General features: G+C 63.1%; 21 protein-coding genes. 15 read left to right on the forward strand and 6 right to left on the reverse strand.

What is annotated here, in order from left to right:
• The first annotated feature begins 72 nt into the window (after positions 1-72).
• The 3 genes from rhuM to L0G76_RS05975 are packed head-to-tail and all read left to right on the forward strand — an operon-like array spanning position 73 to position 1,815.
• Positions 73-795, forward strand: a complete 723-nt coding sequence (gene rhuM, locus L0G76_RS05970; RefSeq protein WP_304356402.1) for a RhuM family protein — start codon at positions 73-75, stop codon at positions 793-795.
• Complete coding sequence (locus L0G76_RS16270; protein ID WP_369696162.1) at positions 776-1,012, forward strand: hypothetical protein; 237 nt, start codon at positions 776-778, stop codon at positions 1,010-1,012. The genes rhuM and L0G76_RS16270 overlap by 20 nt, the downstream gene beginning before the upstream one ends.
• A 32-nt stretch (positions 1,013-1,044) precedes the next feature.
• A complete protein-coding gene (locus L0G76_RS05975; protein ID WP_304356403.1) occupies positions 1,045-1,815 on the forward strand; it encodes a phosphatase in 771 nt (256 codons plus the stop codon).
• 50 nt (positions 1,816-1,865) lie between these two features.
• Here the strand turns inward: L0G76_RS05975 and L0G76_RS05980 are convergent, their stop codons facing one another.
• A complete protein-coding gene (locus tag L0G76_RS05980) occupies positions 1,866-2,417 on the reverse strand; it encodes a YbaK/EbsC family protein (protein ID WP_304356404.1) in 552 nt (183 codons plus the stop codon).
• 176 nt (positions 2,418-2,593) lie between these two features.
• Here L0G76_RS05980 and L0G76_RS05985 point away from each other — a divergent pair, with 176 nt between their 5' ends.
• Positions 2,594-2,848, forward strand: a complete 255-nt coding sequence (locus L0G76_RS05985) for a type B 50S ribosomal protein L31 (RefSeq protein ID WP_304356405.1) — start codon at positions 2,594-2,596, stop codon at positions 2,846-2,848.
• Positions 2,849-2,991: 143 nt separating this feature from the next.
• Here L0G76_RS05985 and L0G76_RS05990 read toward each other — a convergent pair whose 3' ends face one another.
• The 3 genes from L0G76_RS05990 to L0G76_RS06000 form a co-directional block, all read right to left on the reverse strand.
• Positions 2,992-3,816, reverse strand: a complete 825-nt coding sequence (locus tag L0G76_RS05990) for a PfkB family carbohydrate kinase (RefSeq protein WP_304356406.1) — start codon at positions 3,814-3,816, stop codon at positions 2,992-2,994.
• Between the two features lie 44 nt (positions 3,817-3,860).
• Positions 3,861-4,325 carry a tRNA (cytidine(34)-2'-O)-methyltransferase gene (locus L0G76_RS05995; protein ID WP_304356407.1) on the reverse strand — a complete coding sequence of 155 codons (465 nt, stop codon included), beginning with the start codon at positions 4,323-4,325 and terminating at the stop codon, positions 3,861-3,863.
• Between the two features lie 71 nt (positions 4,326-4,396).
• Positions 4,397-5,116 carry a class I SAM-dependent methyltransferase gene (locus tag L0G76_RS06000; RefSeq protein WP_304356408.1) on the reverse strand — a complete coding sequence of 240 codons (720 nt, stop codon included), beginning with the start codon at positions 5,114-5,116 and terminating at the stop codon, positions 4,397-4,399.
• 296 nt (positions 5,117-5,412) lie between these two features.
• Between L0G76_RS06000 and L0G76_RS06005 the strand changes: the two genes are divergently transcribed.
• From L0G76_RS06005 to metX, 6 genes are all read left to right on the forward strand, one after another.
• Complete coding sequence (locus L0G76_RS06005; protein ID WP_304356409.1) at positions 5,413-7,095, forward strand: HNH endonuclease signature motif containing protein; 1,683 nt, start codon at positions 5,413-5,415, stop codon at positions 7,093-7,095.
• A gap of 39 nt (positions 7,096-7,134) precedes the next feature.
• Positions 7,135-7,815: a P-loop NTPase family protein gene (locus tag L0G76_RS06010; RefSeq protein ID WP_304356410.1), complete on the forward strand. Its 681-nt coding sequence runs from the start codon at positions 7,135-7,137 to the stop codon at positions 7,813-7,815.
• Positions 7,805-9,514: a Y-family DNA polymerase gene (locus L0G76_RS06015; RefSeq protein WP_304356411.1), complete on the forward strand. Its 1,710-nt coding sequence runs from the start codon at positions 7,805-7,807 to the stop codon at positions 9,512-9,514. The genes L0G76_RS06010 and L0G76_RS06015 overlap by 11 nt, the downstream gene beginning before the upstream one ends.
• Positions 9,514-12,867: an error-prone DNA polymerase gene (locus tag L0G76_RS06020; RefSeq protein WP_304356412.1), complete on the forward strand. Its 3,354-nt coding sequence runs from the start codon at positions 9,514-9,516 to the stop codon at positions 12,865-12,867. The genes L0G76_RS06015 and L0G76_RS06020 overlap by 1 nt, the downstream gene beginning before the upstream one ends.
• A gap of 173 nt (positions 12,868-13,040) precedes the next feature.
• Positions 13,041-14,363 carry an O-acetylhomoserine aminocarboxypropyltransferase/cysteine synthase family protein gene (locus L0G76_RS06025; protein WP_304356413.1) on the forward strand — a complete coding sequence of 441 codons (1,323 nt, stop codon included), beginning with the start codon at positions 13,041-13,043 and terminating at the stop codon, positions 14,361-14,363.
• Between the two features lies 1 nt (position 14,364).
• Positions 14,365-15,399: a homoserine O-acetyltransferase MetX gene (metX, locus tag L0G76_RS06030; protein ID WP_304356414.1), complete on the forward strand. Its 1,035-nt coding sequence runs from the start codon at positions 14,365-14,367 to the stop codon at positions 15,397-15,399.
• Between the two features lie 223 nt (positions 15,400-15,622).
• Here metX and L0G76_RS06035 read toward each other — a convergent pair whose 3' ends face one another.
• Positions 15,623-16,285, reverse strand: coding sequence for a TetR/AcrR family transcriptional regulator (locus tag L0G76_RS06035; RefSeq protein WP_304356415.1), 663 nt, complete (start codon positions 16,283-16,285; stop codon positions 15,623-15,625).
• A 247-nt stretch (positions 16,286-16,532) separates the two neighbouring features.
• On the opposite strand from L0G76_RS06035, the gene L0G76_RS06040 reads away from it, so the two are divergent.
• From L0G76_RS06040 to L0G76_RS06060, 5 genes are all read left to right on the forward strand, one after another.
• Positions 16,533-17,132 carry a GNAT family N-acetyltransferase gene (locus tag L0G76_RS06040; RefSeq protein ID WP_304356416.1) on the forward strand — a complete coding sequence of 200 codons (600 nt, stop codon included), beginning with the start codon at positions 16,533-16,535 and terminating at the stop codon, positions 17,130-17,132.
• Positions 17,133-17,371: 239 nt separating this feature from the next.
• Entirely contained in the window at positions 17,372-18,538 is a 1,167-nt protein-coding gene (locus L0G76_RS06045) for a sensor histidine kinase (RefSeq protein WP_304356417.1), read from the forward strand.
• An 11-nt stretch (positions 18,539-18,549) separates the two neighbouring features.
• On the forward strand, positions 18,550-19,173 hold the full coding sequence (locus tag L0G76_RS06050) for a response regulator (RefSeq protein ID WP_304356421.1): 624 nt from the start codon (positions 18,550-18,552) through the stop codon (positions 19,171-19,173).
• A 78-nt stretch (positions 19,174-19,251) separates the two neighbouring features.
• On the forward strand, positions 19,252-20,001 hold the full coding sequence (locus tag L0G76_RS06055; RefSeq protein ID WP_304356418.1) for an ABC transporter ATP-binding protein: 750 nt from the start codon (positions 19,252-19,254) through the stop codon (positions 19,999-20,001).
• Positions 19,998-20,786, forward strand: a complete 789-nt coding sequence (locus L0G76_RS06060) for a hypothetical protein (protein WP_304356419.1) — start codon at positions 19,998-20,000, stop codon at positions 20,784-20,786. Before L0G76_RS06055 ends, L0G76_RS06060 begins: the two co-directional genes overlap by 4 nt.
• Before the next feature lie 284 nt (positions 20,787-21,070).
• On the opposite strand, the gene L0G76_RS06065 is transcribed toward L0G76_RS06060, so the two are convergent.
• Positions 21,071-21,265 (reverse strand): hypothetical protein, encoded by a 195-nt coding sequence (locus tag L0G76_RS06065; protein ID WP_304356420.1) that lies wholly within the window; start codon positions 21,263-21,265, stop codon positions 21,071-21,073.
• Positions 21,266-21,467 lie beyond the last annotated feature (202 nt).

Below are 21,467 nucleotides of genomic sequence, written 5' to 3' on the forward strand. Positions count from 1 at the left end.
GCTTCTGCAGTGGCGTGCTTCGCGCTGCAGATCGACTGAGATCGTGTCGGTGGCTCGGGCTACGGTGTGACTATGAACGACTCGATTGAGATCTTCCAATCAGGCGATGGCGGAATCCAGTTGGATGTCCGCACTGCGGCCGGGGCGGTTTGGCTGACTCGGCATCAACTTGCGACCTTGTACGGCAGAGATATCAAGACCATCGGCAAGCACGTCGCGAATGCTCAGCGCGAAGAACTTGCGGACACAGCAGTTGTCGCAAAATTTGCGACAACTGCTTCGGACGGCAAGACCTACCAGGTTGAACACTTCGATCTCGACATGGTCCTGTCCGTCGGTTATCGGGTGAAATCCACCGAGGGTGTGCGCTTCCGACGTTGGGCAAACGACGTTCTGCGCCGATATGCGGTGGAGGGGGCGGCACTCAATGAGCAGCGACTCTCCGAAATCGGCAAGATCGTGACTGTGCTCGCACGCTCGAGCGATGAGTTGCTCGCGGGCGTCGCGGATGTGCTCTCGGATTACATGCCGAGTCTGGCACTTCTTCGCGATTTCGACGAAGGAAACATCGAATCGCTGCCTGCGGCGGTACCCGCTTGGATACTGACACTCGACGAAGCTCGCAGCATCATCGATCGCTTGGCACAGGAATTTCCCGACGATCGTCTGCTGGGCAAGGAGCGCGGCGACGCGTTGGACGCTGTAATAGGGGGCGATCTATCAAGACTTTGGGGATCAAGAGCTGTATCCGAGGGTCGAGGAGAAGGCGGCGAACCTGCTCTACTTCGTCGTTAAGGACCACCCGCTTGCCGATGGCAACAAGCGCAGCGCTGCAGCGCTGTTCATCACTTTTCTTGACCGCAATAACGCCCTGTTGAACAGCGATGGCAGTATGAGAATCGCGCACAATGCACTCGCCGCGATAACTCTCTTAGTCGCCATGAGCGATCCGACGGAAAAGGATCTGATGGTCGCACTTATTATTCGTATGATCGTTCCGGAGACGCATTGACCCGATTCGAAGCAGAAAACGAGAGGACCGCAGTGGACCGCACTTCACTCGCCCAAGCACTCGAGGCTGGCCACATCACCGGTGAGGTGGGGACTCCCAGAGAGAACAACCTCTCCCACATCCACCGGTTTCTCGCACAGGAGAAGCAGTTCGACTTCGGCGTCGAACTCACCCGTGACTGGGACTTTGACTCCGTCTTCGCCCTCATGGTCGACCGGGCCGGACTGCGATCGGAGCCGGACTTCATCGAAGGTGTCGATACGATTTCGACCGAACGCTGCATCGACGCACTCGAACAGTTGGCTGTTGCCATTGGCGATGTCACCCGCGCCGGGGGAGAGATCCTCTTCGCCACCGGACACCCGGCTGGTCTGCTGCCCGTGCATATGGCGATCGCGGCCGCGGCCGAAACCCACGGCGCCCAGATCGCGCACCAGGCCAACGCCGTTCCCGTCCCCGGCCTCGGCGGTGACTGCCGACAGATCAATCGAGTCTGGACCTGGCATCAGCACGGCGGAACCCCGCACACCCACCTCGCCGAACCCATGCACGCACTCCTTGATGGCATCACCCGCCGAGGCGATCAGGTCCCTGATCTGATCGTGGCCGATCACGGGTGGGCCGGTGCGGCCTCGAGCCGGGGTCTGCGCACGCTGGGTTATGCCGACTGCAACGATCCTGCCCTCTTCGTCGCCGAGGCGCAGGGAACCATCGAGGTCACCGTTCCCCTCGACGATGACGTGGTGCCCTATCTCTATGAGCCCCTCATCGACTTCGTCCTCGAACGCGCGGGACTCAGCTGAGAGAACCCCGCCGGACTCCGCGGTATCGGACTGGAATCCTGCCGGGTCGGTCAGCTGATCTCGTTCGCGAGACCCTCGACCACCTCGGCGGTGGGAAGCGATGCCAGCGTGGCACCCGAGAGGATGAGCTTGGACCCGCGGATGCCGGAGCCGATGATGATCTCCTCAGCTTCAGCGACACGGGAGTCGATGAGGATCCGGTAGTTGGCCGGCAGACCGATCGGTCCGATGCCGCCGTACTCCATTCCCGACTCGTCGACCGCCCGATCCATCGGTAAGAAAGAGGCCTTGCGCACGTCGAGGAGTTTCTTCACGCGCTTGTTCACATCGGCACGCGTGTTCGCGAGCACCATGCAGGCGGCGATCCTCTCCTCACCGGAGCGCGAACCGGCCACAAGGACGCAATTGGCCGAGGTCTCTGGTCCGAGGCCGGTGGCGTCGAGCAGGGCCGAGGTGTCCGCGATCTGCGGGTCGATGGCGAAGGCATCCACGTTGCCGGTGATCGATGCCATCGCCTCGGCGGTGGAACTTGCCATGAGATCGGGAGCGGATGCTGCGGGAGTGAGGTCGAATTGCGTGGAGATGCGTTCCTTGGTCTTCATGGCCACAGTTTAGGAGATGGTGCGGGAATCGCTTTGGGCCGGTCCATCAGATAGACTGGACTGTCGCTTCGTGTCCGGTTCCTACGGTGCGGGGCGTGTCCAGCAGACGAATTCGGGCACTGGCGGATGGGTCGACCCATACCAGGCGCCTGAGCGGATTCAGCAAAGGTAAGAATATGAAAAAGGACATCCACCCGGAATACGCGCCGATCGTGTTCAACGATCTGTCATCGGGAACCAAGATCCTCACCCGTTCGACCGCGACGAGCGACAAGACGATCGAATGGGAAGACGGCAACACCTACCCAGTCATCGACGTTGAGATCTCGAGCGCATCGCACCCGTTCTACACCGGAAAGCAGCGCATCCTCGACTCCGCAGGCCGCGTCGAGAAGTTCAAGGATCGCTACAAGGGCTTCGGCAAGCGCTGATCCCCTGTCGGTTTCGACCGACCAGACGGCTCCAGCCGTCGCGCATGACTCATGCGAACTGCCCCGCACACCTGAGACGGTGTGCGGGGCAGTTCACTGTGTTCACCGAGACGTCCCCGCGGGGACGTCCCAGCACCAGATGTTCAGTCCACGCTGACCACAACGTCCGGTGACGGCTGTGTGCGTGCCGCCGGGTGGAGCAGCGAGGCCACACCAGTGGCATTGTCGAGGCAGTTCGCGATGCCGTGGGCAACTTTCTCCTTCGCTGAGACGACTGCCTCCCGGATGCTCATGCCTGTGGCGACGCCGGCAGCGATCGATGAGGCGAATGAGCAGCCTGCACCGTTGACGAGCTTCTCGTTGACCTTGCGCGAACGCAGCGTGGTCACGGTCTGGCCGTCGAAGATGATGTCGATCGCATCGTCACCGGCCAGACGCGCACCGCCCTTGACGACGACGTTCTTCGCACCCTGAGAGTGGATGATCTTCGCCGCCTCGATCATGCCCTCGATCGAGTCGATCGGGTCGAGGTCGGCCAGAGTCGCGGCCTCCTCGAGATTCGGGGTGATGACGGTAGCCAAGGGCACGAGATTGTCAACGAAGAGATCCTTGAGGTCGACCATCGTGCCCGCGCCCTTGCACACGAGGACAGGGTCGAAGACATACGGCAGCTCATTGGAACTCAGCTTCTCGGCCAGTACGAGTGCGTTCTCGACGGACCCGAGCATGCCCGACTTGATGGCGTCGAACTTGTGCACGGCCAGAGTCGATTCGAGCTGCCGGGTCACGACTTCGGGATCGATGAATTCAAGGACGTGGCTGAAGCCTTCGTTCGGGTCGAACGTGACGATGCAGGTCACTGCGGCGGTGCCGAATGCGCCGTATTCTTCGAACATCTTCAGGTCGGCTTCGAGTCCAGCTCCGCCGGAGACGTCGGAACCGGCGACCGTGAGCACTTTGGAGGTCATGGTGATCCTTTCGCGAATTGCTGTCGGCAGAAGTCTACGCGCGTTCACGCCCCGTCGTATCCGAACTGGCGCCACGCCTCGTAGATCGCGATCGACGCGGAATTGGCCAGGTTGAGCGAACGCCTGGAGGGAAGCATCGGGATGCGCACGGACAGATCGACATGGTCGTCATCGACAACGGAATCGGGCAGACCCGTCGACTCCTGGCCGAAGAGGAGGACATCACCGTCACGGTAGTCCACCTCGGCGAAGGAATCATTCGTATGGGTGGTGAACGCAATCACCCGACGCTCGCCGAGGTGGTTCCACAGGTCCGTCAGAGACGCGTGGACCGTGACGTGGGCAAGATCGTGATAATCCAGTCCCGCACGACGCAGCTTGGTGTCAGAGAGGTCGAAACCCAAAGGTTCGACGAGGTGGAGGTGGGCACCCGTGACCGCGGCCAGGCGTATGGCGTTGCCGGTGTTGCCGGGGATCTCCGGCGTGTGGAAGACAATGTCGATGTTCATAGGAGATCTATTTTGTCACTGTTCGGCAGGTGCTTAGTCTCGGCGTCCTGTTCAGGTATTCGGTGTCTTGTTCAGGTATTCGGCGAACTCGCGCCGAGGCGGACGAGCAGATACCCCTGCCGTGTCGCCTCGGGGAATGGGCCAGCTCTGTCCGGCTCCCGTTCGAGCCGAGTCACGGGTGTGAAGCCATGGGCATGAAGTGAGACGAGGACCGCGTCGATGGAGCGCCGGTGGAAGTCGAGGTCGACATCATGTCCGGCAGCCTCGGACTGATGGTCGACCCGGTCACCGAGTTGGAAGGCCAATTGGAACCATCCGCCCGGTCGCAGTACTCGAGCTGCTTCGGCGAATACGGTATGCAGGGACTCATCGGGAACGTGGATGATCGAATACCACGCGACGAGCCCCGAGAAGCTGTCGCCGGGGTAGGGCAGCGATGCCATCGAGCCGGTGGTGAACTCCATGGTCGGATAGTGGGTCTGCGCTATGGCGATCATGGCAGGGGAGAGGTCGAGGCCCGTCGGGGACACCCCCAGTGCTGCCAGGAACGCCGTGATCCGTCCGGGCCCGCACCCGATCTCAAGGGTTTCGGAATGTCCTGTGGAAAGCACGAGTTCGGAGAAGGCACCGAGGACCGCGCGATCATGTGGCTTCGCCGTGAGCTCGGCGGCGATCCAGTCCGTGTAGGTCTCGGCGATCGCATCATAGGAGGCTCGGGTAGCTGTCTCCCGGGACGACTTCTGCCGGTTGACGCGGTCATCGTTGATGTTGTCATCAGCCCGATCCGTCATGGCGTCAGCCTACCGTTTCACCCTGGTGATGGTCCCTGCGGGGACGCTGCGCACCGGACCCGACGTCCCCGCGGGGACGTCCTACAGCCAGTCTCCGACGGCGATCTTCATTCCATATAGAACGATTTCCCCTGAAAAGCGAAAATGAATCGAAGCAGACAGCGCAATAGACCTGAGTGACATGACGTGATTCCGCTCTCGTGTCAGTGGCGTCGCATATGGTGATAGCACGGTTCGAGGTCATGGGGACTCACGGACCGAACGGCCGCAGAGGCCGAAGGGGAAAGGTGAGAACCATGAAGGACAACGCAGCCGCCAATCCGTTCGACGATGTTCCTGATCCGTTCGCGGACTCTGAAATTCTGAACGGAATGAGCGTCGATCCCAGTGACTATGGCTCGCAGACAGTCGTCGCGGATACTTCGGAACCCGATCCGTTCGGCCTCGGCTGCGGCGGAAACGCACCGGCGCAGATCTCTGAGGCCTCACCTGCCGAGTCGAGCAAGGGCGCTGGCGCCGGTGAGAGGGCTGACGGAGGGCAGAATGCAGACGCAGACGCCGGGACGGATGCGCAGACGGAGCTGCGCGGTCTCAGCTCCGAGGAGCTGGTTGCCGACATCCGACGCAATATCTCGTGCATAGCCTTCTGCCACGCCCGTGTCATTGCGCTCATCGACGAGGTCGAACGCCGGGGTCTGTGGGCCCAATGGGTGGGCGTGACGTCGCTGCCCCAGTGGGTCATGCACATCGCCGCTGTCAGCGCCCACACCGCACGGGAATACGTCCGAGTGATGATGGCGCTGCGCGAAATGCCGAAGGTGAAAGAGAGCCTGGGGGAGGGCTGCGTCAGCTTCTCCAAAGTGCGCGAGGTCACCAGGCTGGTGGGGCGGATCCCCGATGAGGAGGCATTGCGCTTGGCGGATGTCTCCACCGGAAACCAGATCGGGGTGGTGGCTCGCAACTACCTCCAGCTGTCCGCCGCGAACGGGACCGGCGAGATTCCCCGCTTCCTTCCGAGTGACAGCGTGAGTATGCGCACCACCGAACCCGGACGGACCCGCATCACGATCGACCTGGACGAAGATGAGGCCGCCGAATTCTCCTCGATGCTCGACGCCGCACGGTGCGTCCTCGAGCAGCAGGCCGTCACGGACGATGTCGGCAACGACGAGAGTGAGCCGGCGTATGAGCCGATCTCGCAGGTTAAATGCCTGATGGAGATCGTGCATGCGTTTCCGCAATCCGAGTCGTCTGGAACCGTTGACGTCGACCGGGCCCGCATGCTCGTACACGCATCTGCCGATGTGGTGACCCGATTCGGTGCCCGTGCCGAAGCAGGCGTCCCCGCGGGGACGCCTGCGGGACTGAAGGAGGACCTGACCTGTCGGGTTGACGGCTTCGGAGGCATCACCTCGGCGACGGCGGAACGACTGACCTGCGAAGCCCTGATCAGCGGGGCGATCAAGGACGCCGACGGAGACGTGCTCATGCTCGGCCGCTCGAGGAGGCTGGTGAGCAGGCGCCAGCGCCTGGCGCTGAGCGCACGGGACATGGGATGTCAGTTCCCCGGCTGTTGCGCCCGCAGGAGGTGCGATGCTCACCACATCCGCCTCTGGTCGCAGGGAGGTGCGACAGACCTGGACAACCTCGTCCTGCTCTGCCGTAGTCATCACACGGCGGTGCACAAATATGAGTTGGATATCTCACGGACGTCAGCGTCCTTCGCCGGAGCCCTGGGCGGGCAGGCGGCATTCGCCTTCTTCCTGCCCGATGGTTCGCAGCTGCTTCCGCCGGAAGCGGGGAAGCGAGGGCGCCAAGTCTTCGACACGGCACGGCTGGTGGAAGTCGCCGAGAAGGCGGTGGCGGAGGCGGATCCGAGCACTCTCGGCGGAGGGTACGGCTTCAGCTTGGACTATTGCATTGCGTGGATGTTCGAGGCGGAATGGCGACACGCCCGGGCGAACAATGCGGCTGCGTAAATCTTGCCTATTTAGAACACTAGTTCGATAATGGATGTCATGTCTGCAGTGCCACTCGTTGAACAGCTCAGCCGGGAGATGGGTATCTCCACGGCCACTGCTCTGTTCGATGGACTCGCTCCCCGGACCGTGGCCCCCGTGTTGGCACCGATGTTCCGCCGAGGCGGTCTGCCCCGAGGCGAGATCGTGACACTGACCGGGGGCCAGTCCTTAAGCTGTGCCCTCGCCGCAATCGCCGTCGCGACCCAGGAACAGAAATGGTGCGCCGGCATCGGCCTCGGCGAACCTGCCGTGTCATCCATCGCCGATCTGGGTGTTGACCTCGACCATTTCGTCAACCTCGTCACCCCGGCCGAAGACTGGCTGCGTGTGGCCTCCATCCTCATCGAATCCTTCGACGTCCTCGTCGTCGATCCAGGATTTCTGCCCAGTGCTGGCGAACGCGCCCGGCTGCTGGCGAAGGTGCGCGAACGCAAGATCAGCTTCATCAGTCTGACGCAGATGCCCGGGAGCACCGAGCAGATCAACATCACCGACACGCAGTGGTCGGGCACGGAACACGGCCACGGACGTCTCCGGTCCTGCCTCGTGCAGGCCAGCTCACAGACCGGGACCCACCGGTTCCTGCTGCCCGGACCAGACGGGACTCCAGCCGAGGCGCCAGCATCCACCTCGGCTGGGGGCAGATTCGAACGGCCGGTGATCCGCAGTGTCAGCTGACCTTGCCGGCGGGAGCACCGATCACCGTCGCACGCTCGTCCTGACCGTTCCCGACTGGTCCGCAGTGGCGGCCGCGACCGAGCACGACCTCACCCCTCGCACCCCGGTGGCGGTCCTCAGCGCAGGCAAAGTGGTTGCGGCCAATGCACCCGCCCGGGCAGCCGGAATCGCCCTGGGCAACAACAAACGCGCGGTCGGCTACCGCTGCCCCGAAGCCCAGGTGGTGGCCTGGGACGAGGATGTGGACAACAAGCACTTCTCTGCAGGTGTCGGAGCGCTCGAGGAACTCGTGGCACGGTTCACTCTGCTGGCCCCCGGCACGCTCGCCATTCCCCTCGACTCGCTCAAGCATGGTTACGCCGATGAACCCAGTGCCGTCGAAGCCCTGATCTCTGCGCTGGTGTCGGCCACCGGGTGGGAGTTCTTCCCCGGCATTGCCGACACCGTGTTCGCGGCAGTGCTCGCCGCGGGACAGGCACGTCGGGTCGAACCGGGGGAGACCGGGCAATTCCTGGCCGCTCAGCCGATCAGCACCCTCGAATACGTCGGGGCCGGCGCGACCGAACTCATCGACACCTTCATCCAGCTGGGCCTGCGGGCCCTGGGCGATCTGGCCGCTCTCGACGCGCGGGATGTGAACTCACGATTCGGGGCACTGGGCAAGCACGCGCACGAGCTGGCCACAGGAGTCGAGCGGACGCCCCTGAATGATCACGTCCGGGAGGAGCGACTCAATGTCGAACTGGGTCTGGACACGCCGACCACCCGCAGCGACACTTTGGGATTCCTGACCCGTCAGCTCGCCGCTGACCTGCTGACCAAGGTGCGCCGCCGAGGGCTCGTGTGTACCCAGATCACGATCGAACTCCTCGCCGTCTCCGGCCAGTCCTCGAATCGGACATGGCGGATCGAGGACATGAACGAGAACACCATCGCCGACCGTCTGCGGTGGCAGGCAGAGGGATGGCTGGCCGGAGCGGCTCGGCCCGGCCCACCTCACACCAGGAGCCGGTCATCGTCTGCCCGAGGCGGCAGTCAGGCGCCCGGTCCGCAACAGCCCGGTCCGCAACAGCCCGGTCCGCAACAGCCCGGTCCGGAACAACCAGCCCCCGACCAGCCTGGTCCGGATCCGGAGGATTTCTCCGAGGAGGGCATCATCGCACTGGGGCTCGTGGCCGCAGAACTGACTACGCCCATCGGTGCGACGAAGAGCCTGTTCGACGAGAACACCGGGCAGGTCACCCACACGCTGGAGCGGCTGCAGGGGCTGTTCGGCCCTGATTCGGTTCTGGTCCCGGGCCTGCAGGGCGGATGGGATCCGGCCGAGACGAATCTGTGGACGCCGTGGCAGCAGGCAGCAGCACCTGTGCGCAGCCCTGGCGCCCCCTGGCCGGGGGCACTGCACGCACCCCGACCGACGACGGTCGAACGTCTGCCCATCGACGTGCTCGCCGTGGGAGGCCGATCGGTGGGAGCCAGGCCCGCAGGCCTGGAGTCCACGCCGTTCACGATCCGCTTTCCCACCGGAGCCACCGAGGAGATCGTCGACTATTCGGGTTCCTGGCCCGTCGAATCCGGCTGGTGGGATCCGGAGAGAGCCACCTACCGGACCCGTCTGCAGGTCGTCACCGAATCGGGACGGGCACTGCTGCTGAGCAAGGAGAACGGCCAGTGGTACCTCACCGGCCGGTACCGCTGATGGGCTTTTCGAATCCGCGCACTCCCTGGTCCGAGCTGGCCCAGCGACTGGAAGGCAAGCAGGCCAGCGGCAAACAGGTCACCGACAAACACACAGTCGACAAGCACGCCGACGGATCCGACGCGCCCGCCTTCTCCCGACCCGACCGTCACCAGATGTCGGTGGGCCCCGGCGGCTCCGACGGCGTCGGCCGGTATTCAGGACTGGGCCAGGGTCCCGTCCTGCGCACCTCGACCGTCGAGTGGGCCGAGCTGCATGTGCACTCCCAGTTCAGTTTCCTCGATGGGGCCTCCGACCCCGAAGAGCTCGTGGCCGCAGGCGCCGCTGCGGGACTGACGTCCTTGGCGCTGACCGATCACAACGGTCTCTACGGTGCGGTCCGGTTCGCCCATGCCGCCGCCGAGGTGGGCCTGCCCACCGTCTTCGGAGCGGAGCTGTCCGTCGGGCTGGAGGAGAAGATCCCCGGCCAGACCGATCCCGACGCCACCCACCTGCTCGTCCTCGCTCGCGGAGTCGAGGGCTACCACCGACTGTCGACGGCCATCACCGAGGCCAACCTGGCCGGGGAGAAGAACCGACCGGTGTTCGGCCTCGAAGAGCTGGCCGCGATGAGCGGGGACTGGACGATCCTCACCGGCTGCCGCAAAGGCCCCCTGCGCCGAGCCCTGAACGACCCCGACGGTGGGCTCGGAGCCCTGCGGAAACTCATCGATCTCTTCGGTGCTGAGCGAATCGCGGTCGAACTCAGCCGCGATGGGACTCCGGATGACGATGAACGACTGCGCCACCTCGGCGAGCTGGCACAGCGCACCCATCTGCCGGTCGTAGCCAGCAACAGTGTGCACTTCGCCACCCGGGCACAATGGAAATCAGCACAGGTGAGAGCCTCGGTGAGGTCCCGCCTGTCCCTTGATGAGCTGGCCGGGTGGCTGCCGGCGACGGCGAATGCCCGGATTCACACAGGGGAGGAGATGGCCTCACGCTTCCCCCGCCAGGCTCTGGAGAACGCCGTGGCACTCGGCAAGGAATGCTCCTTCGTCCTGAACTCGGCCCGGCCAGACCTCCCGCGTGCCCCGATGCCCGATGATCGTGGGGCCGAAGAGTATCTGCGTGAGCTCATCGAGGATCGCGGTGCCAAGCGCTACGGGTCTCGGGCTGAGAATCCGAAGGCGTGGGCGCAGCTCGACCGAGAGATGAACATGATCGCGACGCTGGGTTTCTGCGGATATTTCCTCATCGTCTACGACATCACCGAATTCTGTCATCGGGTGGCCATCTTCTGCCAGGGAAGAGGCTCGGCGGCGAACTCCGCGGTCTGCTATGTCCTCGACATCACCGCCGTCGACGCGGTCAAGCACGAACTCCTCTTCGACCGTTTCCTCTCACCGGACCGCAAGGGCTACCCGGACATCGACATCGACATCGAATCGGGCCGCCGGGAAGAGGTCATCCAATACGTCTATGATCATTTCGGTCGTGAACGGGCCGCGCAGGTCGCCAACGTCATCACCTACCGGGCGAAGTCGGCGATCCGTGACGCGGCCTTCAGCCTGGGCTACGAACCGGGTCAGCAGGATGCATTCTCAAAAGCCAGCAACCGCTGGTCGACCCTGCCCGAGGCCTCCGACTCCCCGGTCCCGGCCCCGGTGCTCACGATCGCCGACGACCTCCTCGGCTCACCCCGTCACCTGGGCATCCATTCCGGCGGCATGATCCTCGCTGACCGACCCATCGGTGAGGTCGTCCCGATCGAGAAGGCCACGATGGGCCATCGCACCGTCGTCCAATGGGACAAGGACGACTGTGCCGCCATGGACCTGGTGAAGTTCGACCTGCTGGGGCTGGGCATGCTCACCGCACTCCACGAGATGGTCGACCTGGTCCATCGGCACACGGGTGAGCTCATCGAACGCGCCCACATCGACGACGAGGACGAGGCCGTCTACGAGATGCTGCAGAAGGCCGATGCGGTAGGTGTCTTCCAAGTCGAATCGCGGGCTCAGCTGGCGACCCTGCCTCGTCTGCGTCCGGAGACGTTCTACGATCTTGCCGTCCAGGTCGCCCTGATCAGGCCCGGCCCCATCCAGGGCGGTTCCGTCCACCCCTATATCCGCAGGCGGCAGGGCCTCGACGAGGTCGAGTATCTCCATCCTCTGTTGCAGAAGTCCCTGGCCAAGACCTACGGGGTGCCGCTGTTCCAGGAGCAGCTCATGCAGATGGCCATCGACGTCGGCGGCTTCACCGGGGCCGATGCCGACCAGCTGCGGCAGGCGATGGGATCGCGACGGTCGGAGAAGCGGATGGCCGAACTGGCGCAGAAGTTCCAGACCGGATCTGCGGCCAAAGGAGTGGACGCCGAGACCTCGGAATCCATCTTCTCCACGATTGCGGCGTTCGCAAACTACGGGTTCCCCGAATCACATGCGATCAGCTTCGCGAACCTCGTCTACCAGTCTGCCTGGTTCAAATACCACCACCATGCGGCGTTCACCGTAGGCCTGCTCCGCAGCCAGCCGATGGGCTTCTACTCGCCGCAGTCGCTCGTCGCCGACGCCCGCCGGCACGGTGTGCCGATCCTGCCCGTGGACCTGCGCCACTCGATGGCCGGCAGCGATCTGGAACACCTCGAGCCCGATGACGCCGGAACCTCGGGCGAGTTCGGGATCCGACTGGGGCTCGATTCGGTGACCCATGTCGGATCCTTCGCCGAGGTGATCGTGACCGAACGCGCGAAGGCACCGTTCACCTCGGTGACAGACCTGGCAGAGCGGACCGGAGTCGGGAAGCAGGCACTCGAAGGACTGGCGACCTCGGGGGCATTGGCCTGCTTCGATCTCGACCGCAGGCAGGCGCTGTGGCTGGCCGGTGGGGTCGCGGGAGCGCACCCGGGTGTGCTGCCGGGAACCGCCACGATCTCCTCGGCGCCGGCCCTGCCGACCATGGACGCCTTCGATACGACACTGGCCGAGCTCTTCTCCACAGGGATCACGGTTGACGGCTACCCGACCGAGATCCTGCGCAAGTCACTGATCGAACGGGGCTATGCCTCGACAGCGGACGCAGCGGCGGCTGCGGACGGGACCCGGATGACGGTGGCCGCCATCGTCACACACCGGCAGCGCCCGGCCACCGCCTCGGGGATCACATTCATCAACCTGGAGGACGAATTCGGGATGCTCAACGTCGTCGCCACGGCCGGACTGATGAAGCGGTTCCGGCCGATCGCAACCTCGCGCAACGCACTCGTGGTCACCGGACTGATCCAACGCGGGGGAGAGGTCGTGAGTCTCTACGCCCACAAACTCATTCCGCTCGAGGTGCAGCTGCCGACGAAGGCCCGCAACTTCCGCTGAGCGGCGCGGATGACGAAGCTGAGCGGCGCGGTGTGACGAAACATGACGCCAGGTGACGCGAACATGACGAGATCGCATGCTTCCGTTCTGAGAGTCGAAGACAGTAGTGACATCACCTCCAAACACTCGCGCGAACCACCACGGGCGAATCAGCCGTACCCGAAGGAGACACCATGACCCAGTCATTCGAAACCCGTCAGATCCATGCCGGTCAGACGCCTGACCCGACCACCGGTTCCAGGGCGCTGCCCATCCACCAGACCACCTCATTCGTCTTCGACAGCAATGAGACGGCGGCGAACCGCTTCGCCCTCAGCGAGCTCGGCCCCATCTACACCCGCATCACCAACCCGACCACCGAGGTCGTCGAGAACCGCATCGCCGATCTCGAAGGCGGAGTCCACGCCGTGCTCACCGCATCGGGACAGTCGGCAGCACTGCTGGCGATCACGAACATCGCCGAAGCCGGTGACCACATCGTGGCCAGCTCCAGCCTCTACGGCGGCACCTACAACCTGCTGCATGTCACCCTGCGCAAGCTGGGCATCGACACCACCTTCGTCGACGTCGACGACCTCGACGCCTGGAAGTCCGCCACCCAGGACAACACGAAGCTCTTCTTCGCCGAGGTCGTGTCCAACCCCCGCTCCGACGTCCTCGACATCGCCGCTGTGGCCGACATCGCCCACCAGGCAGGTGTTCCGCTGTTCACCGACAACACGCTGGCCACCCCCTACCTGGTCCGTCCGATCGAGCACGGCGCCGACGTCGTCCTCCACTCGGCCACGAAGTACCTTGGTGGCCACGGGACCTCGATCGCCGGTGTCGTCGTCGACAGCGGAAACTTCGACTACGGCACGCAGCCGGAGAAGTTCCCCGGTTTCAACACCCCCGACGAGTCCTACAACGGCCTGGTCTACGCCCGCGACCTCGGCGCAGATTCGCCGTTCGGGGCCAACGTCTCCTTCGGACTCAAGGCCCGTGTGCAGGGTCTGCGCGACCTCGGACCGGCAGCCAGTCCTTTCAACGCCTTCCTCATCGCCCAGGGACTCGAGACCCTGAGCCTGCGCATCGACCGCCATGTCGACAACGCGAACAAGGTTGCCGCCTACCTCGAAAACCACGAGCAGGTCAGCCGAGTCGCCTTCGCCGGACTCGAGTCCAGCCCTTGGCACGACAAGGCCGAGAAGTACCTGCCCAATGGTGTCGGCTCGGTTCTGGCCTTCGACATCGCCGGTGGCTTCGATGCCGCTGTGGCCTTCGTCGATGCGCTCGAACTCCACTCACACGTGGCCAACATCGGTGACGTCCGGTCCCTGGTCATCCACCCGGCGTCGACGACACATTCGCAGCTGGACGAAGAGGCACAGGTCGCCGCCGGTGTGAACCCGGCACTCGTGCGTCTGTCCGTGGGCCTCGAAGGCATCGACGACATCATCGCCGACATCGACAAGGGCTTCGCCGCTGCCGCAGCGAACGCGTCGGCCGCCGCCTGACATGCCAACCCAGAGCACATCCGTCGAGCGAATTCTGGGCTTCGTCACAGAATCCGGACACACGTTCGGAACTGTCGAGGTCGCCTACGAAACCTTCGGCACACTCAATGCGGACCGCAGTAACGCGGTCCTGATCGAACACGCCCTGACCGGCGACACCCACGTCACCGAATGGTGGGCAGGAGTCGTCGGTCCGGGCGAGGCGATCGACACGAACGAATATTTCGTGGTGTGTGCGAATTCGCTCGGCGGGTGCTCGGGAACCACCGGGCCCCAGTCGGTCTACGACGACGGTCTGCCCTACGGGTCCAGGTTTCCCGCGGTCACGATCCGCGATATGGCCCGCCTGGAACACAATCTCACTCAGATACTCGGCATCGACTCATGGCACGCCGTCATCGGCGGGTCGATGGGTGGGGCCAGAGCTCTCGAATTCGCTCTCCTCGATAAGCGCAAGGTGAACAAGTGCGCGATCATCGCCGCACCGGCCTTCTGCGAAGCCGATCAGATCGCCTGGGCGATGATGCAGGAACGCGCCATCGAACTCGATGCCGACTACTACGCAGGTGACTACACCGCCGTCGGCCGGTTCCCCGCCCAGGGGCTGGGACTGGCACGCCAGATCGCTCACCTGACCTACCGCAACGATGCGGACCTCAACCACCGGTTCTCCCGGCGACGCCGATCGCCCGACTACTACGAGGTCACCTCGTATCTCGACCACCAGGCGAAGAAGCTCACCGCCCGGTTCGACCCGCACAGCTACGTCGTGCTCTCCCGCGCGCTGCGCGACCACGACGTGCGCATCGGCCGATCACACGATCTGGCCACCTCGTTGGCCGAAAGCTGCACCGACAACCTCGTCGTCTCGGTTTCCTCGGATCGCCTGTTCCCACCCGCTCAGGTCGAACTGCTCGCGCAGAACCTGCCTGGAGCGGTGAACCACCACGTCATCGAATCCGCCGTCGGCCATGACGGCTTCCTCACCGAGACCGCTGCGATCTCGTCGGCTCTGAGGGACTTCCTCAGCGCCTGACCAGTGTCAGCTTCGTCGGCGGTTCGGGTTCTTTGGACCTGCTTCATGGTCGTGAGCGTTGGTCGTTCACCTGGTCTGTCTCTGGACAGTCACGGTGCTTCGAGGGCCATGTCCCCTTTGCGGTGTGACCGGTTTCTGCAGCTCGGGGAATGCAGTGCTCGTCGACGACCGCTTGGACTCGGGAAAGGGCGCAGACGTCCCATGGCCCGGTGTGTGCGAATTGCTATTGGGACGTTGGCTGCACAAGTCCAGCAACGACACGATGCAGGCCGTCACGGAAGCAGGCGTCCACGTCGTATCCGTCGGAGAGAGACTGGTGTGTGAGGTCAGCGAGCCAGTGATGGCGCTGCGTGAGACCCCGACGGTCGAGTCGGTTGACCTCTTCCGACCACCACGCGCGCAAACTCGTGTCTGAGTGCACGATTTCCTGCTGCTCGGCGTGCAGCAGGAGTGCCATGCCCTGGACGTACGCACTGATTGCGAGATATCGGTCGAGAGCAATGTTGCTGTCAACGCCTGCCTCCCTGATTGCTTCGATGCCGACACGCGCGGAATCCAGGGTGGCCGGTACCAAGGGTGGGCGAGTCCTCGCCATTACGGTCACAAGCCAGGGATGAGACCCATACTTCTCCCACTCGTGTTCGGCCAGACGAATGAGCGTATCGATGGGATCTCCGATTCTTGTCGAAGGTGCGGGCGGTGACGAAAGGATGTGTTGCACCATCGCGTCGACGAGCCGATCTCGACTGCCGAAGCTACGCTCGAGCGCTGTCAGTGCCATTCCGGCCTGGGACGCTACTGATCGGAGCGTCACGGTGTCGATTCCCTGTGCATCTGCCATAGCGATGGCTGTCTGAAGCGTTGTCACCGACTGCTTTTCGACCATTCCGCTTTGAACAGGTCTGCTCAGTCGCCCCTGATCACGGCGACGCCGATACGCGCGACCTTGGCAAGAGCGGGAGCAATATTGCCGGGGGCGTCCGGTCCGGCGCGTCTCGTGCCACCGCAACCCGCACTCCATGCATTCCATTGCTGCCTCTTTCGTCTCAGAAATGGTGTGACGAAACTACTGTACGCGGGTTGCCGCGAGCATGGAGTCTGGTGAAACCGGAACCCCGAACAAGGAGCTGCACATGGCTGCGACCGAGCTATCCACCCGTACAGCGCATCGTGCTGAACTCAACACTGTCATCGATCTCTGTCTCGCGGCGTTTGCCGACGAGGCAGTGACTGCCTGGGTCATCCCCGAGCCGACGGAGAGGCACTATCACATGCGTGAGATGTTCGGGGAATCTCTGGACGTTGCGGTCAGCAATCAGAACCTGATCCTCGCGATCGATGTCGACGGTGAGCCGCTGGCAGCGTCGATCTGGCTCCCGCACATGGCAACGAGCGAGACGCCCGAACCGCATCAGTCAGAAGTTGCCGATGATCCTGCAACCCGCCGTATGATTGCGGCCGAAGCTGCTACTCAGCTTCGACGCCCGACTTCACCTCATCTCTATCTCGCATCCATGGCGACATTGCCGGACCACCGCGGCCGAGGAGCGGGAGCCGCTATGCTCGCCGCAGGCATGGAGCGAGCCCAAGCACTTTCCCTGCCGATCTACTTGGAAGCCTCTACATCCGACAACCGTCGACTCTACGAACGGGGCGGGTTCCGAGATCTCGGCGACTCGATCCAGCTCCCCGACGGTGGTCCGATTCTGCAGCCGATGTGGCGTGATGTCTGATTTCAAACGTATTCGAGCAACGTATCCAGCATCATCACCGGTCGAAACTGCCGGAGTTGCAACGTTCGTCGGCTTCAGGAGCTGTACGTTGGACACGAGACCGCGGTCATCCCCAGCGACTATTGGACTGGCCAGAGACTAATCCGACCTACTTTCGTCGTTGTCCAGGTGCACAGGATGCTCGTATCATTGCCAGCGTGAGCGAACGTTGGACATTGTCGGCTGCGTGTCTGGCGGCTGTGGCTTCAGCACTCGTCGGCGGACTGCTTTTCGACGAGCTTGGGCCCGGCCAGGCTGTTTTGGGACTAGTGATCCAGGTGATCGCGACCGCCGTAGTTCTTCGATGGCGGGCGGCCGTGGTTCCCGCCTGGTGTTTGACTGTGGTGACCGCAACTCTGGCTTATGCGCCGATCGACTGGCAACGCGCATTTGAGTCACAGGTTACGGTCTGGGTTCCGATCATGGCGGCATACGCTGCCGCACGGCTGATCGGCAGGGCTCGAAACCGAACCGATGTCATCAGCGGTGGGATCGCGCTGTTGACGTGGTTGATCATCATGGTCAACGGCGGACCACCTGAGCTTCTGGCCAGTATGGGCGCGGCGGCTCCCTTGCTGGCGGGAATCAGCTTTGCGCTCTGGCAGCGGTTGCGCCTAGCACGTGAGGACCGGTTGGCGCAGATGGCCAGAGAACGCGAGATGGCCGCACGGGAGCGGATCGCTGTGGAACGGTCCCGGATGGCCGCCGATCTGCACGATCTCGTGACTCATGAGATGGTCCGAGTGGTGCTCCAAGCTCGCCGTTTGGGAGATGGAGGACACGGCCCCGACGTCGTAGACGCGGCTGACGAGATTGCCGAAACAGCATCACAGGCGCTGTCGCAGATGCGGGACTTTCTGAGTGCTGTGAAAGAGGGCGAGGACCGGCGCACTCCCACTGAGGAGTCCACCGCCGAACATTTCGCGGATGAGCTGGACGCTCTCATCGCCAAACAGCGGTCGACGGGCCAACAGGTGCACCTGAGCAATGAGGCGCCTGCGGACCTTCAACTCACCGAAACCGTATCGCGATGTTTCTTGCGAGCAGCGCAGGAGGGGCTGGTGAATGCGGCGAAACATGCCTCCGGTGTCGAGGCCAGCGTCACCTTCTACGAACACGAGAACGGCCACGTGCTTCTCCTATCGAATCCAGTCCCGGTTTTCGCGGACAACGATGAACTGGCCGGGTCCGGATCAGGCACCGGGCTCCGCGGAATAGCGAGCCGGGTGCGGCTATTGGGCGGCACAATGACTGCGCGCGAGCTGGACGGGCAGTTCTGTCTGCGGGTTGAGTTCCCCGCAGCAGAAACGTCGGTCGAGGGCCCGAAGCTCTCCGTGGCCACGGTATCGAAGAGTTTGACACCGTGAGCGTCCTGAGAGTGCTGATCGCAGATGATGACCCACTCGTCTGCGCATACCTGAGTTCGCAGCTGTCCGCTGTTGACGGTATCGAGGTGACAGGAGTCGCCGGCGATGGTGCAGAGGCCGTCGAAATGGCAATTCGCACTGGTCCAGATGTCGTGTTGATGGACATTCGAATGCCTGGTCTCGACGGCATCCAAGCCACAGAAGAGTTGACCCGCGGCGACGAGGGTCCTGCTGTGCTGCTGATGACGACGGTCGACTCGGATCATGCTGTTGTCGCTGGACTCAGTGCCGGCGCCAGTGGATACGCGCTCAAGACCTCGCCGACAACGACGATCGTCGACGCGCTTCGAACTGCGGCGGCCGGTGTTGATGTGCTGTCTCCTGAAGCAACCAGACGACTGTTGAGGCTGGCAACCCAAAATCAGGTAGCTGAAGAGGATCCGAGAATCACCGCGCTGGCGGGCAGGGAGAGGGAAGTACTCAGACTTGTCGGCGAGGGCAGGACGAACTCCGACATCGCCCGGACCCTGTACTTGGCGGAGAGCACCGTCAAAGGACACGTCTCGAGGCTGATGGACACCCTTGACTGCGACAACCGCACCAAGCTTGCGCTGATGGCACCACGGGAATCGTAAAATCTGATCGCCGTTGCTCGGACGGCAGCGGCGGACCTTCGGACGGCGGTCACATCGTATCCTTTCGTGCCGTCGACAATGTCCGAAAGCACCTTGTCGTTGCGTCCCACCCCGACCAGGCTGGTCACCATGATCGAAATCAAAAACGTCACGAAATCCTATCGACGGCGCACAGTCCTCGACCAAGTATCGTTGACTGCGCGCCCCGGCGAGGTGACAGGGTTCGTGGGACCGAACGGAGCAGGAAAGTCCACCGCGTTGCGGACGATTCTCGGATTGTCCCGTCCGAACTCCGGGACAGCGACCATACTTGGGAAACCCTATGCTGGACTCGACCATCCCGCTCGTCGTGTCGGAGCGATGCTCGACCCCGAGGCATTGCCTGGGTACCTGCGCGGCATTGATCTCCTGCGCTGGTACGCTGCCGCAGCAGGCATTGACAGTGCGCGGATCGGGCAGATGCTGGAACGTGTGGAGCTTGCCGACGACGCCCGCAAGCGGATCAATTCATACTCTTTCGGTATGCGCCAGCGAATCGGACTAGCTGTCGCACTGCTCGGTGATGCCGAGATTGTGATTCTGGATGAACCCACCAACGGACTCGACCCAGCGGGAATCCGCTGGTTGCGGGAGCTGCTGCACCAGCTCGCCGAACACGGCAGGACCGTGCTGTTGTCCAGTCATCTGCTTTCGGAGGTTCAGCTGTTGGCTGACCATATCGTCGTGATCAGCAGAGGTTCGGTCGTCGCCGACGGTACCCTCAGTGATTTGGCCGGTGAAGATGATCTTGAGTCAGTCTTCTTCAACCTGACAGGGGATGAACGATGATCGGCGAGCTGAGTCGTCTCACGTACGCCGAGCTCATCAAAGTGAGGTTGAGTCCCAGCCTGTGGATTCTGCTTCTCGTGACCATGCTCATCTCGGTGGGTCTCACAGGGCTGATCGCCGGGTTCGGCGGGGCGGAGTCCTTGGGAGACGTGCAATCGGGAGAGACGGGCAGTCGTTACGAGATCCTCTTCTTCGGCGCCACACTCGGAGTTTGGGCATTTGCTTTCTTCGGCGCTTCGTTCAGTGCCGGCGAATTCGTCAGTGGTGCAATCGGGTACACGTTCACGGCGACCCCACGACGGACGAGAGTCCTGGTGGCGAAACTGGTCATCGTTCTTGGGATAGGCTCGATCGCAGGTCTTCTGGTCTCGCTGATCAACTTTGCCATCACCCAGGGTGTTCTCACGCTGAACGAGTACCCCACGTTATCGCTGAACGAACCTGAATTGCTGCGAGCGGTCCTCGTGTTCATTCCCGCTCAGATGGCAGTGTGGGGTGCTCTGTCATTGTTGCTGGGATTCCTGATCCGGCGCACCGCACCGACCGTGATCGTGCTCCTCCTGGGTTCATTCCTGCCCGTGGTCACGGCTCAGTTCCTGCCGACGGCCTGGGGCGAAACCGTACCAAGGTGGATGCCGGGTGCGGCGATCGAATCCTTGGCCGGCCTCTCGAGTCCGGGAAGCCCAGGGTTCCTGCCCGCCAGTGCTGCGACGGTCGCAGTGATCGGATGGCTGCTTCTGTTCGGAATGATCGGCGGGCTGTCAGTGAAGTATCGAGATGTGTGACTCTCCACCATCAAACAGTGGGAAATCGCGTGGAGATCGCACGATTCGTCCTATCTCTCAGCGAGCCGGCAGGTGTGCGCGACCGACGTGCAGTGTCTTCTCTTCGCGAGTGCCGTCACCCTCCTCGGGAATTGAACAGCCTCGGTTCCATGCACATGCAACAGGTCAGTCGTCCTATCGAATGTAGTAGATCACCAATCCGACGATTGCGACGAGGACTACGACCGCGAAGGGTCCGGCATCGAATGACCAGGGGCCGATTCCGATACTATTGTTCGCCAGGTTCATGCGAGTTCCCTTCTCGGTGGGATGTCGCCGTTTTCGGCGACGGTTGTGGCTTTGAAGATGGAGGCGTACACAGGGCCTGTGATGAGCCAGGCGACGGTGATCAAGGTCAGTCGTGCCACCCATGACCACAGCTCGTCGGTCAATAGGTGCTCGATTGAGGTGGGCAGCGACCATCCCGAGAGGAGCTTCATGAGCAGCAAGGCAGGGACTGCGATTGACCAGGCCGTGAGAACTCGAAGCCAGTCACGCCATTCATGAATCACCTTCTCTGGTCCGGCTCTGGGGACCCGTGGTGGCGACGTGGCGACGGGGCCGTCCCGCCCGCGCAGGTCAAATAACTCGCGCGGAACTTTCCTGGAGCGGTGACTCACCGCGTCAGAGATTCCAATGTCG

It is taken from the genome of Brevibacterium picturae, assembly GCF_030453725.1.
In the GTDB taxonomy this organism is placed as follows: Bacteria; Actinomycetota; Actinomycetes; order Actinomycetales; family Brevibacteriaceae; genus Brevibacterium; species Brevibacterium sandarakinum_A.